This is a genomic window from Streptomyces sp. NBC_01116 (genome assembly GCF_041435495.1).
Classification (GTDB): Bacteria; Actinomycetota; Actinomycetes; order Streptomycetales; family Streptomycetaceae; genus Streptomyces.
In genome coordinates this window covers 4,405,982-4,422,383 of sequence record NZ_CP108644.1, presented here as the reverse complement: position 1 = coordinate 4,422,383, position 16,402 = coordinate 4,405,982, and the positions used below count along the sequence as shown (strand labels likewise).

Here is a 16,402-nt window from a genome sequence, read left to right as displayed (position 1 = left end):
GTAGGGTGTGGCCCCGCCGGTCGACCGGCATGGTCAGCCCTCTTCGTGGTCCCGGCCGGGGGGAGGGGGGAACACGTGCGAATCAAGCCGCCGTACCTCAGCGAGGGGTGCCGCTCGCGGTAGGGCACTCGTTCTCCTGCCGCTCCCGCCATGCCCCCACACTCCGCGAGTCGACCAACGGAGCCCCGCGTCCAACGGCACCCGGCAACCAACGGAGCCCGGCAACCAGGCTCACCGCCGCCTCCAGCCGCCACCGAGCGCGGCATGCACCAGCAGTTCTCTCTCCGACCGCCACACTCGATCAGATGAGTGCACTTGCGCTCATTCTCGATCAACGCAACCGTCGGCGACTTCCACGATGTCCAATACGCCCATGAGCCGCGATCATCCGGAAAGCCTTTCGGCTTACGCCCGTCTGTCCCCAGCGTCCCGCACCGCCTGGGGCAAGCACGACCGGCAGACCGAACAGTGGCTCCCCCTCTGGCGGCACATGGCGGACAGTGCCGCCGTAGCAGGCCGGCTCTGGGACGAGTGGGTGCCCGACAACGTCAAAGTGCTCATCGCGGACGCATTCCCCCACGGCGGGCAGGACGCGCGACAAGTGGCCGTCTACCTCGCCTGCGTCCACGACATCGGCAAGGCCACCCCCGCCTTCGCCTGCCAGGTGGACGGGCTCGCCGACCGGATGCGGGCGGCCGGGCTCTCCATGCCGTATCAGAAGCGGTTCGGGCTGGACCGCAGGATGGCGCCGCACGGGCTGGCCGGGCAGTTGCTCCTTCAGGAGTGGCTGGCGGAGCGGTTCGGGTGGAGTGAGCGGGTTTCCGGGCAGTTCGCCGTCGTCGCGGGCGGGCACCACGGCACACCTCCGGATCACCAGCAGATCCATGATCTCGGGCTCCGGCCACAGCTGTTGCGCACCGGAGGAGAGAGCGAGGGCGGCTGGCGGGACGTCCAGTACGAGTTGATGGATGCCTGTGCCGTGCGGGCCGGCGTGGACGAGCGATTCGACGCGTGGCGGTCCGTCCGCCTGCCGCAGCCCGTCCAGGTCGTGCTCACCGCGATCGTCATCGTCTCGGACTGGATTGCCAGCTCCTCCGAGCTGTTCCCCTACGATCCCGCCTCCTGGGCCCCCGTGGGCCCGGAAGGGGAAGGCCGCCGGCTCGCGGCCGCCTGGGCGGGGCTGGACCTTCCCGGGCCATGGCGTGCCGATCAACCCGTCGGCACCGCTGCCGAGTTGTTCCGGGAACGGTTCGAACTTCCGCAGGGCGCCGCGATCAGGCCCGTACAGGAAGACGCCGTGCGGGTCGCCCGGGAGCTGCCGGGACCCGGACTCCTGATCATCGAGGCGCCCATGGGCGAAGGCAAGACCGAGGCCGCCTTCGCGGCTGCGGAGATCCTGGCTGCCGGTTCGGGTGCCGGAGGATGTCTCGTAGCGCTGCCGACCCGTGCCACCGGCGACGCCATGTTCCCCCGACTGCTGCGCTGGCTGGAGAAGCTGCCCGCGGACGGGCCCCGCTCCGTGGTCCTCGCCCATGCCAAGGCCGCCCTCAACGAGGTGTGGGCCGGGATGACGAAGGCCGACCGGCGGACGATCGCGGCCGTCGACCTGGACAGCCCGGTGGAGGACGTCTCCCGTGCGGGGGGCGCGCGCCGCGTCAACCCCGCCTCCCTCCACGCCCACCAGTGGCTCCGCGGCCGCAAGAAGGCGCTGCTCTCCTCCTTCGCCGTCGGCACCATCGACCAGGTGCTCTTCGCCGGGCTCAAGAGCCGGCACCTGGCGCTGCGGCACCTCGCCGTCGCGGGCAAGGTCGTCATCATCGACGAAGTGCACGCCTACGACGCGTACATGAACGCCTACCTCGACCGCGTACTGGAATGGCTGGCCGCCTACCGGGTGCCCGTCGTCATGCTCTCCGCCACCCTGCCCGCGCGGCGCCGCCGCGAGCTGGCCGCAGCGTACGCCGGGGAGGAGACCCCCCAACTCGCCGATGCCCTCAACCTGCCCGACGACGCCTACCCGTTGATCACCGCCGTCGCCCCCGGGGGCCCCGTCCTGACGGCCCGCCCCGAGCCCGCCTCCGGGCGGCGCGCCGAAGTGGTTCTGGAGCGGCTGGACGACGGCCTTCTCCCGCTCGTACAGCGGCTGGACGAGGAGCTGCGGGACGGCGGCTGCGCCCTCGTCGTACGCAACACCGTCGACCGGGTTCTCGAAGCCGCCGAGCACCTCCGCGCCCACTTCGGCACGGAGGCTGTCACCGTGGCGCACTCCCGGTTCATCGCAGCCGACCGGGCGCGCAATGACACCGACCTGCGTGAGCGGTTCGGGCCCGGTGGCGACCGTCCCGCCGGGCCGCACATCGTCGTGGCCAGCCAGGTCGTCGAACAGTCCCTGGACGTCGACTTCGACCTGCTGGTCACCGATCTCGCCCCCGTCGACCTGGTGCTCCAGCGCATGGGGCGGCTGCACCGTCATCCGCGTACCCGACCGCCCCGCCTCTCGCAGGCCCGCTGTCTGATCACCGGGGTGGAGGACTGGAACGCCGATCGGCCCGCGCCCGTACGTGGCTCCCTCGCCGTGTACCAGGGGCCGCACACCTTGCTGCGGGCGCTCGCCGTGCTGGGTCCGCATCTCGATGGCGTACCGCTGGTGCTGCCCGACCACATCAGTCCGTTGGTGCAGGCCGCCTACGACGAACGACCGGTCGGGCCCGCGCACTGGGCCTCCGCACTGGCGGAAGCCCGGCGGCAGTATCTGACCCGGCTGGCCGAGAAGCGGGAGCGGGCCGATGTGTTCCGGCTGGGGCCGGTACGGCGGGCGGGCCGGCCCCTGTTCGGCTGGCTCGACGGCAACGCCGGGGACGCGGACGACAGCCGCGGAGGGCGCGCGCAGGTACGGGACAGCGAGGAGAGCCTTGAGGCCCTGGTCGTCCAGCGCCGCGCGGACGGCCGGCTGACCACCGTGAGCTGGCTCGACGGCGGTCGCGGTGGGCTGGATCTGCCGGAGCACGCCCCGCCGCCCCGTCGGGCCGCCGAGACCGTCGCCGCGTGCGCGTTGACGCTACCCAGGGCGCTCACTCATCCGGGTGTGATCGATCGGACCATCGCAGAGCTGGAGCGCTTCGTCGTACCGGCCTGGCAGGTGAAGGAGTGCCCCTGGCTCGCAGGGGAGTTGCTGCTCGTTCTGGATGAGGACTGTCAGACCCACCTGTCAGGGTTGGAGGTCCACTACAGCGCCGACGACGGACTCCGGGTGGGTCCTGTCGGCGCGCGCAGCGCAAGCAGAGCAAAGGGGCTCGAAGCTGTGGCGTCCTTAGTACCTTCTTTCGACCTGGTCTCCCGGCCGTGGCTGCCCGTCCAGTACGAGGACGGCTCCACCGGCGAGCTCTCGCTGGGGGACGTCTTCGCGCGGGCGGGCGAGGTGCGTCGGCTGGTGGGCGACCTCCCGACGCAGGAACTGGCGCTGCTGCGACTGCTGCTGGCGATTCTGTACGACGCGTTCGACGAGGCCGAAGGCCGATCGGGCGGCGCACCGGCGCAGTTGGAGGACTGGGAAGCGCTGTGGAACGCCCCGGGCTCCTTCGAGATCGTCGCCGGCTATCTCGACCGGCACCGGGACCGCTTCGATCTTCTCCACCCGGAGCGGCCGTTCTTCCAGGTGGCGGGGCTGCATACGCAGAAGCACGAAGTCGCCTCGCTGAACCGGATCGTGGCCGACGTGCCGAACGGCGAGGCGTTCTTCTCCATGCGCCGGCCCGGTGTCGATCGGCTCGGTCTCGCCGAGGCCGCCCGCTGGCTCGTCCACACCCACGCGTACGACTCGTCCGGGATCAAGTCCGGTATGGAGGGTGACGCACGGGTCAAGGGGGGAAAGGTCTACCCGCAGGGCGTCGGCTGGGCAGGCGGCCTCGGTGGCGTCTTCGCGGAGGGCGCGTCCCTGCGCGAGACCCTCCTGCTGAATCTCATTCCGACGGATGAGGACATCCTGACGTCGGAGCCGAAGGCCGATCTCCCCGTATGGCGCCGTGAGACGCCCCCGGGGCCCGGTGTGGTGGAAGGCGACCCTTCCGCGCCTCGCCCGGCAGGGCCCCGCGATCTCTACACGTGGCAGTCCCGGCGGGTTCTCCTCCACACGGAGGGCCCCGACGTCATCGGGGTCGTCCTCGGTTACGGTGACCCGCTCGCCCCCGCCAACCGGCTGAAGGCGGAGCCGATGACGGGCTGGCGCCGCAGCCCCGCGCAGGAGAAGAAGCTCGGCCGCCCGCTGATCTACCTGCCGCGTCAGCACGACCCCGCCCGGGCGGCGTGGCGTGGCCTGGCGAGCCTGCTGAACGCCCAGCGGCAGGACGGCGACACGACCGGGCGGGGCACGGACCGGAGCCGGCCGCCCGGGGTCGTGAGATGGCTGGCCCTGCTCAGTACCGAGGGCGTGCTGCCGAGAGGATCGCTGATCCGTACGCGGTTGGTCGGGGCGGTCTACGGGACGCAGCAGTCCGTGGTGGACGAAGTGGTGGACGACGCCATCGCCCTGCCGGTCGTTCTGCTCCACCAGGACCGCCGCCTGCACGGGGCGGTCGCGGTCGACGCGGTCGCCGACGCCGAGCGGGCCGTGTCCGCGCTGGGGCACCTGGCCGGGAATCTGGCGCGTGCGTCCGGTTCGGGGGCCGGGCCTGCCACAGCCACCGCCCGGGACCAGGGCTTCGGTGCGTTGGACGGACCGTACCGGCGCTGGCTGGTGGACCTCGACGAGGACACCGATCTGGAGCGGGCGCGCGCCGCGTGGCGAGCCACCGTCCGGCACATCGTGCTCGGCCTCGGCCATGAGCTTCTCGACTCGGCGGGCCGAGGTGCGGCCGAGGGGCGGGTGATCGAGTTGCCGGGCGTGGGCAAGCGCTGGATCGACAGTTCGCGGGCGGACCTGTGGTTCCGGACCCGCATCAACAAGGTGCTGCCCAAGCCGCCACCGGAAGCACCCGCTCCGGCCGCCGCCGGCCAGGCCGACCGCGCCGACGAAGCTCCTTCGGAGGAAACCGCATGACCATTGCCCCTACGACGACCGGCGCGGGCGCCTCGCCACCTTCCCAGGACGGCGGGCGGCCGAACGAGCGGCTGCCCGCCCATCGGCTGGTCGCCCGCGCGACGGGCTCGTACATCGCGCGGATTCAGCCCCAGTACCTGTCCGACACGTCGGCCGCCGTGGCGGAGCTCGCCCGGCTGCGGCGCGGCGCCGGAAAGCGGGTCCACCAGGTGCAGGACCTGTGGGGCGTCGGAGGGACGGAGGAGCTGGCCCGGCTGCTCGACGGCCGGAAGGAGTTCATCCGCCTCGAATACGCCGAGGAGGCCGTCTTCCTCGCCTCCACCCTGTGGGCCCTGCACCAGCAGTCCGGCCGCGACGCAGGCATGCACGACCCGAGACAGCACCTGGGCGGTGCCGTCCGCGCGCTGATCCGGCTGAAGGGGGCCTCGGGCGAGGACGAGGAGGACTCCCCACTGCGCAAGCGCCTGGTGCGCGTCGGAACGGCCGAATCCCTCGACTCGGTCGCCGTACGGCTCAGAGAGATCGTGCTGCTCCTGCGCGGCGCGCGGGAGCCTCTCGACTACGCGCGCCTGGCCGGTCAACTCTACCGCTGGCAGCACCGCCCCGACCGGGCCGGGGTTCAACGGGAATGGGGCCGCGAATTCCACCTGGCCGCAGCCTCGGCCTCGGCTTCGGTCGCGGTCGCGAGGAAAGGCAAGCCGTCCTCAGGCGTCGATACCGGCGATACCCGCGACACCAGCGACACCGGCGATAGCGGCGATAGCGGCGATGCGATCGACCGGGCTTTGGCCCCGGATGAGGAATTCGGCGGTTACGCGGCAGGAGAGTGACGCTCCGCGCTCAAAAGCCCCTGGCCTGCCCCCCTTCGTAGGACATCTCTCGCGCACGACGAACAAAGGAATTGAGCACGCGTGGCCCTGAACCGGACGATTCTCGACATCCACATTCTCCAGACCGTTCCGCCGAGCAATCTGAATCGCGACGACACGGGGGCGCCGAAATCGGCGACGTACGGGGGCGTGAGGCGCTCCCGTGTGTCCAGCCAGGCGTGGAAGCGGGCTACCCGCACGGCCTTCGCCGAGCTGCTCGACCCATCCGAACTCGGCATCCGCACCAAGAAGGTCGTGGAGGTCCTCGCCGACCGGGTCCTGGATCTGGACCCGTCGCTGTCGCGTGCCGCGGCGCAGAGCCTGGCCGCGGAGACCATCACCACGGCGACCGGCTCGAAGGTCGCCGTCCCCGCGCGAAAGAGCAAGCAGGACGTGGAGGACCCCGCCGCCGAGTCCACCTACCTGATGTTCCTGAGCGGCCGGCAGTACGACGCCCTCGCCGCGATGACGATCGAAGGCGGGAGGGGCGGTGACGTCAAAGCGCTCAAGGAGTTCTTCAAGGACAAGGAGAACAAGTCGCGGGTCAAACAGCTCGTTCTCACCGAACACTCCGTGGACATCGCCCTGTTCGGACGCATGGTCGCGGATTCGACCGATCTGAACGTGGACGCGGCGGCCCAGGTCGCCCATGCGCTGAGCGTGCACGCGGTGGAGGTCGAATCGGACTACTACACCGCGGTCGACGACAAGAACACGAACGCCGAAACCGGCGCAGGAATGATCGGCACCGTCGACTTCAACTCCGCCACCCTCTACCGCTACGCCGCACTCGATGTGAACCGCCTCCAGGAGAATCTGGGCGCCGGGCACGACGATGCCCGGCCGACAGAGCCCACCCGGCGGGCCGTCACGGCGTTCCTCGAAGGCTTCATCACGTCCCTCCCCACCGGAAAGATCAACTCCTTCGGCAACCAGACCCTTCCGGCTGCGGTGATCGTGAAGCTCCGCTCCCGGCGTCCGGTCAGTTACGTGGCCGCGTTCGAGGAGCCGGTGGCCGTGGGCAGGGAAGGCGGCTTCCTCACGGGGAGCTGCGAGAAGCTGGCCGAGTTCGTGCCGGACATGGAGGCGAGCTTCGGCCTCTCCGACGGCCCGGAGGGCTGGGTCGTCCGGGTGGGCAAGGAGACGAAGGCGCTGGAGACGCTGGGCAGGTCCGTGAGCCTGCCCGAGCTGCTGACCGCCGTGGGGGACGCTGTGGTCGCCCGGGTGGCGCCGGAGGGCACAGGGCGTGCCACCGGCGTCCCCGGTGCGCGGGGCGCCTCGGGCCTCGTGCCGGAGCCCGGGGCATGACCGTGCTGCTGTTGCGGCTCGCGGGCCCCCTCCAGTCCTGGGGATCGGCTGCCCGCTTCACCCGCCGCACCACGGAGAGCGCGCCGACCAAGAGCGGTGTCATCGGCCTCCTCGCCGCGGCTCAGGGGCGCAGGCGGGACGCCGACCTCACCGACCTCTCGGCGCTGGAGTTCGGCGTCCGCATCGACCAACCGGGCACCCGGCTGCGCGACTTCCAGACGGCGCACCACAGCGGCACGCTCAAGGCGATGCCGCTGTCGGAGCGCTTCTACCTCGCCGACGCGGTGTTCGTGGCCGGTGTGAGCGGTGAGGCCGGGCTCGTACAGCGGCTGTACGAGGCGCTGCTGGAGCCGGTGTTCCTGCCCTACCTGGGCCGTCGTTCCTGTCCGCCGTCGCAGCCGGTGACGATCGCGGAGCCGCTGGACGGAGAGCTGGAGCAGAGCCTCAGGGAAACGCCGTGGGAGGCGTCCGGGTGGTATCGGAACCACCGTGACGCCTCGTTCCGTCGCCGGGGCCAGTCACCGCCCGCCGACGTGCGACTGGACCTCCTGCTGGACAGCCCGCCCGGCCCCGGCCGGCTGCCGGACCTCACCCTGCGGGACCTTCCGGTGAGCTTTGATCCGCGCCACCGCCGGTACGGGCTGCGGGGCGTACGGACGACCGAGGCCCGCGTGCCCACAGCGGCCGGGGCCCGATCGGCACGGCCGCCGCATGAACCCACATCCCTGCTCACGCCCGTCTTGCCCGTCACGCCCACCACGCCCACCACGCCCGCCGCAACGAGGACCGACTGATGTACCTCACCCGATTCCGTGTGAACACCGGCCGGTCAGAGGGCCGACGGCTGCTCGGCTCACCGCACCGTGTCCACGGCGCGGTGAACGCCTCCTTTCCCACCCCGCCCTCCCGCGACGGATCCGGCCCCCGCGTGCTGTGGCGGGTGGACCGCAACGGGACCTCCGAGACGCTGCTCTACATCGTCAGCCCCAGCCGCCCCGACCTGACCCACCTGGTCGAGCAGGCGGGCTGGCCCGCCTCGGACGAGCCCGGGTGGACGACGTTCGCGTACGCCGATTTCCTCACCGCGCTCCACCCGAACGACACGTGGGGATTCAGGCTCACCGCGAACCCCGTGCACAACATCCGCCACGCGTACGTAAAGGAGGGCGAGCGGACGAAGAGAGCCGCGCACCAGACCCCCCGCCACCAGATGAACTGGCTGCTGAAACGGCAGGAGAAGGCCGGCTTCGAGGTCGTTCACAAGCCCGCGGAACAACGCCTGCTGCCCGAGGGCGACGAGTACGAGCTGATCGTCCGCGACCAGATCCCCCTTCAGTTCCGGCGTACGTCGGAGGCGACTCGCGGGAACAGCGACGTACAGATCACCAAGGTCACCTTCGACGGCCGCCTGCGCGTCACGGATCCGGACCTCTTCCGCCGCACGCTCACCCACGGCCTGGGCAAAGCCAAGGCGTACGGCTGCGGCCTGATGACGCTGGCCCCGGTACGGGTGAAGGGGGAAGGTTGAGCACGGTCGGCCGTCGAGGAGCCTCCACTCCTCGCGAGCTCACACGGGTCGGCGATCGGCTTTCGTTCGTCTACCTGGAACGGTGCACGGTGCACCGGGACTCCAACGCGATCACCGCCGAGGACGCGGACGGTGTCACTCACATCCCGTCTGCCACGATCGGCACGCTCCTGCTCGGCCCGGGCACCCGCGTCACCCACCAGGCGATGGCCCTTCTCGGCGACAGCGGTGCCGGCGTGGCCTGGGTCGGCGAGCACGGAGTCCGGTATTACGCGGGCGGCCGGGCGCTCACCCGGTCCTCGGGCCTGATCGAGGCCCAGGCCACCTCCTGGGCGAACCGGCGCACCCGGCTGGACGTGGCACGCGCCATGTACCGGCTGCGGTTTCCCGGCGAGGACACCACGGGCCGCACCCGAAAGGAACTCCTCGGCATGGAGGGCACGCGGCTGCGGGAGTGCTACAGACGGGAGTCCCAGCGTACGGGCGTCCCCTGGCGCAAGCGGGAGTACCACCGCGACGACTTCTCGGCGGGCGATGCCCCCAACCAGGCCGTCACCGCTGCCGCGCAGTGCATGTACGGCGTATCCCATTCCGTCGTCGCGGCCCTTGGCTGCTCGCCGGGGCTGGGCTTCGTCCACTCCGGACACGAACGCTCGTTCGTCATGGACGTCGCGGACTTCTACAAGACGGACATCGCCATTCCCGCCGCCTTCGACGCGGCGGCCGAGGGCATGGACGACATCGCGGCCCGGACCCGCCGCATGCTCCGGGACCGGATCAACCGCATGGGCCTGCTCGACCGCTGTGTCCGGGACATCAAGGACCTGCTCGGCTACGACGGCACCCGCGACACGACCCAGGCGGACGGCACGCCGTCGGACCGGGTCACGCTCCAGTCCGACGGAGACGTCATGGTCGAGGGCGGGCGCAACCACGGGGACGAGATCATCTGGTGACCGTCATCGTCCTCACCAACTGCCCCGTCGGCCTCCGCGGCTTCCTCACCCGCTGGCTGCTGGAGATCTCGCCGGGCGTCTTCCTCGGCTCTCCGTCCACCCGCATCCGCGACCTCCTGTGGGCCGAGGTCCGCGAGTACGCCGGCCAGGGCCGCGCCCTGCTCGCCTATCAGACGGACAACGAGCAGGGCTACGCCTTCGAAACCCACGACCACACCTGGCACCCGACCGCCCACGAGGGCCTCACGCTGATCCACCGCCCGAGCAACCGCGCCCCGCAGGCGGGGAGCGCGGGGGCCGATGTTCCCCGCCAGGGCTGGAGCAAGGCGTCGAAACGGCGGCGGTTCGGGGGCGGGAGGTAGGTAGGTGCGGCTTCGGGGGCAGAGGCGGGTCGGCGTACGCCACAACGAAGTCGTCCCCGCGCGTGCGGGGTTGTTCCCGGGTCGTTGATGCTGATCGGGCCGTGCTCGTCGTCGTCCCCGCGCGTGCGGGGCTGTTCCCAGCGGATTCGGCCGCGGGCCGAGCATGCCGAGGTCGTCCCCGCACGTGCGGGGTTGTTCCCGACGAGCGCGTCTAGCCGGTGCGGTCCTCGTCGTCCCCGCACGTGCGGGGTTGTTCCCGAGAAGACCGTCCTGTGGCAGATGGGCGAGTCGTCCCCGCGCAGGCGGGGCTACTACCACGGCCCCGTCCAGGGCGGGGCCGTCACGCTGGTCGTCGACGCGGTGCGGGATGCAGCCCTGCTTTACAGTGTCGAAAAGGTGAGGGCAGGGCCTTCCCCCGCGCGCGCGGGGGTGACCGTCAGCTCGCAGAGCCCTCGAACGGGTGACAGACGTGGTTCCCGCACACCCGCTGGTTGCGCTCGGCCACGGCGGGATGCGTCACAACCCTGTCTCGGACCTTGACGGAAGCAGGATGTAATGACCAGTGCGCCGGACTACAGCCAGGGCATCGACACCGAGCGCGCCCTCAAGTTCGCCGTGCAGCGCATTCGCGGGGACCGTGTCCAGATCATTGAGGGGATCATCGAACCGGTGTCACCGACGTGGGACCACGAGCGCGCTGCCAAGCTCGTACGCCGCCAGATCGAGAGGCGAGTCGACGAACTCGGGTGCGTGGAAGGGTCCGGGAACCTGGATCTGCCCGGGTCCTCCAACTGGTACGTCCCGGACATCGCGGTTGTGCCGGAGGATCTGGCCAGAGGTGGCAGCGCCCTTCTTCCCGACCAGACCCTGCTGATCGTGGAAGTGACATCCGAATCGAACGCGGAGACGGACCGGGTCGTCAAGCGGCGTAGGTACGCCGAGTACGGGGCACCGCTGTACCTGCTTGTCGACCGCGTCGATGGCAGCATCACGCTCTTCTCAGAGCCGCAGAAGCTGGGGTACACGCGCGTGCAGGGTCCCTACCCGTTCGGCGCCGTCGTGCGGCTTCCCTCGCCGTTCGACCTCGACATCGACACGAGCGGGCTCGTCCGAACGACGGCGTGACCGCCGGAAAAGCCAGGTCGGGGGAAGCGGCATCGGGGGGACAAGCCGCTTCCCCCGGTGAGAACAGGGCCTGCTGGTCCTCCGCCGCGGTCAGGGGGGATCGCGCGGCGGGTGACCCCACAGAGAGGCCCTGTTCCGGCCCTCCGGGTCCTGCCTGGTCCCGTTGGGCTCGGTATCCATTGTGCCGCGCGGCAGGATGCTCGGGGTCGGGCAAAAGACCTTGATGGCGGGGTCATAGGTCCTTAAAGGCCGCATCAGTGATCAGAAACAGCCACCCGGATACGACCATGCGTGCGGATACAATCGCCCGATCGCACGTGGGGTCGATGGAGGGGCAGGATTGTGGCCAAGGCAAAGACGATCATCATCTACATATTGGTGGTCTTCGTGCTGTACACGATCATCATGTCTCCGCAGCGGGCCGCCGAGCTGGTCCAGGTAGGGTTCGAGGGCATTTCCACCGCCGCGCAGAGCGTCGGTGACTTCATGTCAGAGCTGGTGAAGTAGGAGTAGTGCGATGATCCGCCACCTGGTCCTTTTCAAGCTGAACGAGGGCGTCGAGCGGGACGACCCGCGGGTCGTCGCCGGGGACCTGGCCTTCCGGGAGCTGGAGGGGCGGGTTCCGGAGCTGGAGTTCTGGGAGTGCGCCTGGAACATCACCGACCGGCCGATCGCGTACGACTACGCCATCAACTCCGCCGTCGCCGACGAGGACGCGCTCAAGCGGTACATCGAGCACCCGGCCCACCAGGCCGCCGCGGGACAGTGGCGGGAATTCGCCACTTGGGTGATCGCCGACTATCCCTTCTGACGCCCCCCGGCACCGGTTCGTCCCGGTTCCAGCGACCCCTCGCCTGTCAGGCGAGGGGTTTCTTTGTTCTTTTTAAACCCTTATGACCTCAACACGGCACTATGAGGTGCTTGCACACAGTGGACATGTCTTGTGATGCTATGACCGCTTTTGACGGATGAGTTGACCGTAGTTGACCGCGAAGGGGTGGCGTCACCGTGCCGGCCAGTACAGCGCCTCAAGTGCCTCCCCAGACCGCACAGACCGTCCAGACCGCGCAGACCGTCCGGGCCGAGGACATCCAGACCGAGACCCCGGACCCCTCGGACAGGCCCGCCAGGGCCCGCGGTGCCGATACCAGGGCGCTCACGCAGGTCCTCTTCGGCCAGCTCAAGAACCTGGAGGCGGGCTCTCCGGAGCACCGCCGGGTCCGGGCCGCCCTCATCGAGGCGAACCTGCCCCTCGTGCGGTACGCCGCGGCGCGGTTCCGCAGCCGCAACGAACCGATGGAGGATGTCGTCCAGGTCGGCACCATCGGCCTGATCAACGCCATCGACCGGTTCGACCCGGACCGCGGGGTCCAGTTCCCGACGTTCGCGATGCCCACCGTGGTCGGCGAGATCAAGCGGTACTTCCGCGACAACGTGCGCACCGTCCACGTCCCCCGCCGGCTCCACGAGCTGTGGGTCCAGGTCACCGGCGCCACCGAGGACCTGACGACCGCCCACGGCCGGTCCCCGACCACCGCCGAGATCGCCGAGCGGCTGAGGATCTCCGAGGACGAAGTCCTCGCCTGCATCGAGGCGGGGCGTTCGTACCACGCCACCTCCCTGGAGGCGGCCCAGGAAGGCGACGGACTGCCCGGCCTCCTCGACCGGCTCGGCTACGAGGACCCCGCACTCGCGGGCGTCGAACACCGCGACCTCGTCCGGCACCTCCTCGTCCAGCTCCCCGAGCGCGAGCAGCGCATCCTCCTCCTGCGCTACTACAGCAACTTGACCCAGTCTCAGATCAGCGCGGAACTGGGCGTTTCCCAGATGCATGTGTCAAGGCTTCTCGCCAGAAGTTTCGCCCGACTGAGATCCGCAAACAGGATCGAGGCGTAACCGGAACGGGTAGACCGTCCAGAGAGCAGTTCTGACGGCATAAAAGGCCTACACCCCCTGTTTCCAGGGCGGATTCGGCGCTGACTTGTCGACATGTCACTACAGCGTGTTGCCGACATGTGACATTCTGCTCGAAGCGCGTTTGCCGCAGCCCCGCCTCCGGTATTCAGGTGGAGGCTGCGTTCCTCCGATGGTCGCGGCCACCGCGACCGTCCGCGACCTCAAGGGGGTGGCATGTCCGAAGAACAGGGCAGCTCGAAGGTGCTCACGCTCACGAAGAGCGTGCCGGCACCCGCCGTGCTCACCAGCTCGCCGGAAGCCATCGACACCCGCACGCTGTCCCGCTCCCTGTTCCTGCGGCTCGCCGCGCTCGGCCCCGCCTCGGGCCCCGAGGGAACGGACAGTCCGGAGCGGACCTACGTGCGGGACACGCTGATCGAACTGAACCTCCCGCTGGTGCGGTACGCCGCGGCGCGGTTCCGCAGCCGCAACGAGCCGATGGAGGACATCGTCCAGGTCGGCACGATCGGCCTGATCAAGGCGATCGACCGGTTCGACTGCGAACGGGGCGTCGAATTCCCGACGTTCGCGATGCCCACCGTCGTCGGCGAGATCAAGCGCTTCTTCCGCGACACCTCCTGGTCCGTGCGGGTCCCCCGTCGCCTCCAGGAGCTGCGGCTCGCCCTGACCAAGACCAGCGACGAGCTCGCGCAGAAGCTCGACCGCTCGCCGACCGTGCCGGAGCTGGCCCGCGCGCTCGGGGTCTCCGAGGAGGACGTGGTCGACGGCCTCGCCGTCGGCAACGCCTACACCGCCTCCTCCCTGGACTCCCCCTCCCCCGAGGACGACGGCGGCGAGGGCTCCCTCGCGGACCGCCTCGGGTACGAGGACTCGGCGCTGGAGGGCGTCGAGTACCGCGAGTCGCTCAAGCCGCTGCTGGCCAAGCTCGCCCCGCGCGAGCGCCAGATCATCATGCTGCGGTTCTTCGCGAACATGACGCAGTCCCAGATCGGCGAAGAGGTCGGCATCTCCCAGATGCACGTCTCCCGGCTGCTGACCCGCACGCTCGCGCAGCTCAGGGAAGGACTCATCGCGGACTGAGGCCGGTCGGCGGAGTTCGGCCGGACTCCGCCGGTCCCTGCACCAGGGTTCAGATTTGACGGACCGTCAGCCACACTGGCGCGATGCGACGTCAGACATTCGGCTCCACCCGCCGCCGAGGCACCGTCATCGTCGCCTCGGCGGCCGCGCTGTGTCTGGGCGGCGGCCTCCTGGCCGCCTGCGGCAGCGGACCGGGCGACGACGGATACGTGGCCGTGGGCGCCGCCGCCGATGGCGGGGAGCGGTCTTCGGGCGGCGACGGGAAGCCCCCGGGCAAGGTGACGCTGGTCCCGCTGGACGGGAACGGCGGCAGCGGCGGCGGTGAGCGCGAACCCGGCGGTCACGGGCCCGGCAGCCCCCCGTCCGCGCCCTCCTCCCCGGGTGCGAGCGAGCCTGGGCGCGCCCAGGACGGCCCCGGCGGGGCCCGTACGGAGACGCCGGGCGGCCAGGGGGGCGGATCATCCGGCGGGCCGGGCGCGAGGCCCTCGAAGCCCGCTGAGTCCTCGAAGCCCGCTGAGTCCTCGAAGCCGGGCAGCGGCTCCCGGCCACCGTCCCCCAACGGGCCCGGTACCCCTTCACCACCGGGCGACGGTGGTCCCGGAACCCCGGAACCTCCGGCTCCGCCCGCCACCCCGGCCGCACTGACGCTGAGCGCCCCGCAGCGAGCGGCGGCGGACAAGCGGTGGTGCGAGAAGGTGACCGTGGAGTTCCGCAACACCGGCGGTTCCCCGGCCCGCTCGGGGACCGTCACCTTCGCCACGCACATCATCGGCACCCTCGGCGTCGACTGGGCGACCATCACCTCCGCCCAGCCCCTGCCCGCCCCGATCGGCGCGGGCTCGGCGCGCTCGGAGACGTACACCGTGTGCGTGGAGTCCTGGCGGGTCCCCCCGGGGATGCGCGTCGAGACGCAGGACGTCTCCGCCGTGTGGAAGTGACCTGCCCTGTCTGACCGGTCTGACCTGCTGACCCTCTGACCTGCTGGCCTATCGACCGGACGGCGGGAAGCCCGTCACGCACGACGGCCGCCCGGAGGTGGAGCGGCGGCCGGCTGCGCGGCTCCGCTTCCCGTCCCCCGTGCGGCCGGATCGTACGGTCGTACGCGTTCGCATCAGTCGTACGCGTTCGCGTTCGCATGGTCGCACGCGAGCGTGCGGTCGCACTCGTACGTGCGGTCCTGCTCGTACCTACGTCGTACCTGTTGTGCGTGTCGTGGGCGCGCACGCACCGTTCCCCCGGCGCGGCCGTGCGAGCGCGGGTCAGCCCAGGGCGAGCCAGGCCACCGCGCCGAGGACGACGACGACCGCGATCACCGCCGCGATCACCCCGGTCTTCGGCCCGGAAGAGGTCGCCGCGGGCTGCTGCCGGCGCTGCGGCTCGCCCTCGTCGACGAAGGCGCGGAACATCTGCGTACTGCCCGCCGGGTCCGGGGTGCCCTCGGGGCCCGGCTGAGGGGCGTGGGGGTTGTGTGCCATGGGGCAGGACCCTAGCGAACTCGCGCCCACGGCCCAACCCCCGGGCCACCCGGCACCCCGTCCGACCTGCGTCGGCGCGGGCGGACGGCGGGCTTGACCCGGACCCTACGGAGGCTTTTGGGTTCCTTTACTTCTGCAAGGCCGTTTTCGTTTGCCTGTAGCAACCAACGGCTTCTATCGTTGCCCTAAGCAACAACATCGTCATGAGTGTGCTGGGGGTTCCCGTGGCCGCACGGAGTAGTTACGAGGAACTGGCCCGGCAGCTCAGCGCCGTCGGGGCCGTCAAAAGGGGGCTCGCCCGCGCACTGCCCCACGAATGTCCCGCGGGATCCGCCGCCGTCCTGACCCTCCTGGACCGGCACGGCGAGATGCGGATCAGCCGGCTCGCCGAGCTGCTGTCCGTGGACATGTCGGTGACCAGCCGCCATGTGGCCCATGTGGCCGATCGCGGCTGGATCGAACGGTCTCCGGACCCGGCGGACAAGCGGTCCCGCATCCTGCGGCTGACCCCCGGCGGGCACGAGCAGCTCGACGAACTGACCCGGCGGACCACCGAGGTGTTCGCCCACAACCTCCAGGACTGGTCCGACGACGACGTCGGCCGGCTCATCGCGCTGCTGTCCCGGCTGCGCGACAGCTTCGCCTGTCGCGGCGCCGGCGGCTGCGCCCCCGGACGTCACACCGGCGAGTGCAGGGCCCGCCTCGGCGACGAGGCTCACACCCGTACACCTGTGTAACAGAAGCAAA

The 16,402-nt window shown here is 70.5% G+C and carries 15 protein-coding genes; 14 read left to right on the top strand and 1 reads right to left on the bottom strand.

Features of this window, described 5'->3' with window-relative positions:
- The first annotated feature begins 373 nt into the window (after positions 1-373).
- The 13 genes from casA to OG245_RS19185 all read left to right on the top strand — a co-directional run bounded on the left by casA (position 374) and on the right by OG245_RS19185 (position 15,118).
- Positions 374-5,035 (top strand): type I-E CRISPR-associated protein Cse1/CasA, encoded by a 4,662-nt coding sequence (gene casA, locus OG245_RS19245; RefSeq protein WP_371624730.1) that lies wholly within the window; start codon positions 374-376, stop codon positions 5,033-5,035.
- Positions 5,032-5,865, top strand: coding sequence for a type I-E CRISPR-associated protein Cse2/CasB (gene casB / locus OG245_RS19240; protein WP_371624729.1), 834 nt, complete (start codon positions 5,032-5,034; stop codon positions 5,863-5,865). Before casA ends, casB begins: the two co-directional genes overlap by 4 nt.
- A gap of 87 nt (positions 5,866-5,952) precedes the next feature.
- Positions 5,953-7,212, top strand: a complete 1,260-nt coding sequence (cas7e, locus tag OG245_RS19235; RefSeq protein ID WP_371627924.1) for a type I-E CRISPR-associated protein Cas7/Cse4/CasC — start codon at positions 5,953-5,955, stop codon at positions 7,210-7,212.
- Positions 7,209-8,006, top strand: a complete 798-nt coding sequence (gene cas5e / locus OG245_RS19230; RefSeq protein ID WP_371624728.1) for a type I-E CRISPR-associated protein Cas5/CasD — start codon at positions 7,209-7,211, stop codon at positions 8,004-8,006. Before cas7e ends, cas5e begins: the two co-directional genes overlap by 4 nt.
- On the top strand, positions 8,006-8,740 hold the full coding sequence (cas6e, locus tag OG245_RS19225; RefSeq protein WP_371624727.1) for a type I-E CRISPR-associated protein Cas6/Cse3/CasE: 735 nt from the start codon (positions 8,006-8,008) through the stop codon (positions 8,738-8,740). The genes cas5e and cas6e overlap by 1 nt, the downstream gene beginning before the upstream one ends.
- Positions 8,737-9,696 (top strand): type I-E CRISPR-associated endonuclease Cas1e, encoded by a 960-nt coding sequence (gene cas1e, locus OG245_RS19220; protein ID WP_371624726.1) that lies wholly within the window; start codon positions 8,737-8,739, stop codon positions 9,694-9,696. Before cas6e ends, cas1e begins: the two co-directional genes overlap by 4 nt.
- Complete coding sequence (gene cas2e, locus OG245_RS19215; RefSeq protein WP_371624725.1) at positions 9,693-10,058, top strand: type I-E CRISPR-associated endoribonuclease Cas2e; 366 nt, start codon at positions 9,693-9,695, stop codon at positions 10,056-10,058. The genes cas1e and cas2e overlap by 4 nt, the downstream gene beginning before the upstream one ends.
- 555 nt (positions 10,059-10,613) lie before the next feature.
- A complete protein-coding gene (locus OG245_RS19210; protein ID WP_371624724.1) occupies positions 10,614-11,183 on the top strand; it encodes a Uma2 family endonuclease in 570 nt (189 codons plus the stop codon).
- 342 nt (positions 11,184-11,525) lie between these two features.
- Complete coding sequence (locus tag OG245_RS19205; protein ID WP_007446295.1) at positions 11,526-11,690, top strand: hypothetical protein; 165 nt, start codon at positions 11,526-11,528, stop codon at positions 11,688-11,690.
- Positions 11,691-11,700: 10 nt separating this feature from the next.
- The gene (locus OG245_RS19200) at positions 11,701-11,994 is read left to right on the top strand and encodes a Dabb family protein (protein ID WP_371624723.1); all 294 of its coding nucleotides are present in this window, start codon (positions 11,701-11,703) and stop codon (positions 11,992-11,994) included.
- Positions 11,995-12,215: 221 nt separating this feature from the next.
- The gene (locus OG245_RS19195) at positions 12,216-13,079 is read left to right on the top strand and encodes an RNA polymerase sigma factor SigF (protein ID WP_371624722.1); all 864 of its coding nucleotides are present in this window, start codon (positions 12,216-12,218) and stop codon (positions 13,077-13,079) included.
- A gap of 234 nt (positions 13,080-13,313) precedes the next feature.
- Entirely contained in the window at positions 13,314-14,180 is an 867-nt protein-coding gene (locus OG245_RS19190; RefSeq protein WP_018958648.1) for an RNA polymerase sigma factor SigF, read from the top strand.
- Positions 14,181-14,263: 83 nt separating this feature from the next.
- Positions 14,264-15,118: a hypothetical protein gene (locus OG245_RS19185; protein ID WP_371624721.1), complete on the top strand. Its 855-nt coding sequence runs from the start codon at positions 14,264-14,266 to the stop codon at positions 15,116-15,118.
- Between the two features lie 321 nt (positions 15,119-15,439).
- Here the strand turns inward: OG245_RS19185 and OG245_RS19180 are convergent, their stop codons facing one another.
- A complete protein-coding gene (locus tag OG245_RS19180) occupies positions 15,440-15,655 on the bottom strand; it encodes a hypothetical protein (protein ID WP_371624720.1) in 216 nt (71 codons plus the stop codon).
- 224 nt (positions 15,656-15,879) lie between these two features.
- Between OG245_RS19180 and OG245_RS19175 the strand changes: the two genes are divergently transcribed.
- Positions 15,880-16,392 (top strand): MarR family winged helix-turn-helix transcriptional regulator, encoded by a 513-nt coding sequence (locus tag OG245_RS19175; protein ID WP_371627923.1) that lies wholly within the window; start codon positions 15,880-15,882, stop codon positions 16,390-16,392.
- Positions 16,393-16,402 lie beyond the last annotated feature (10 nt).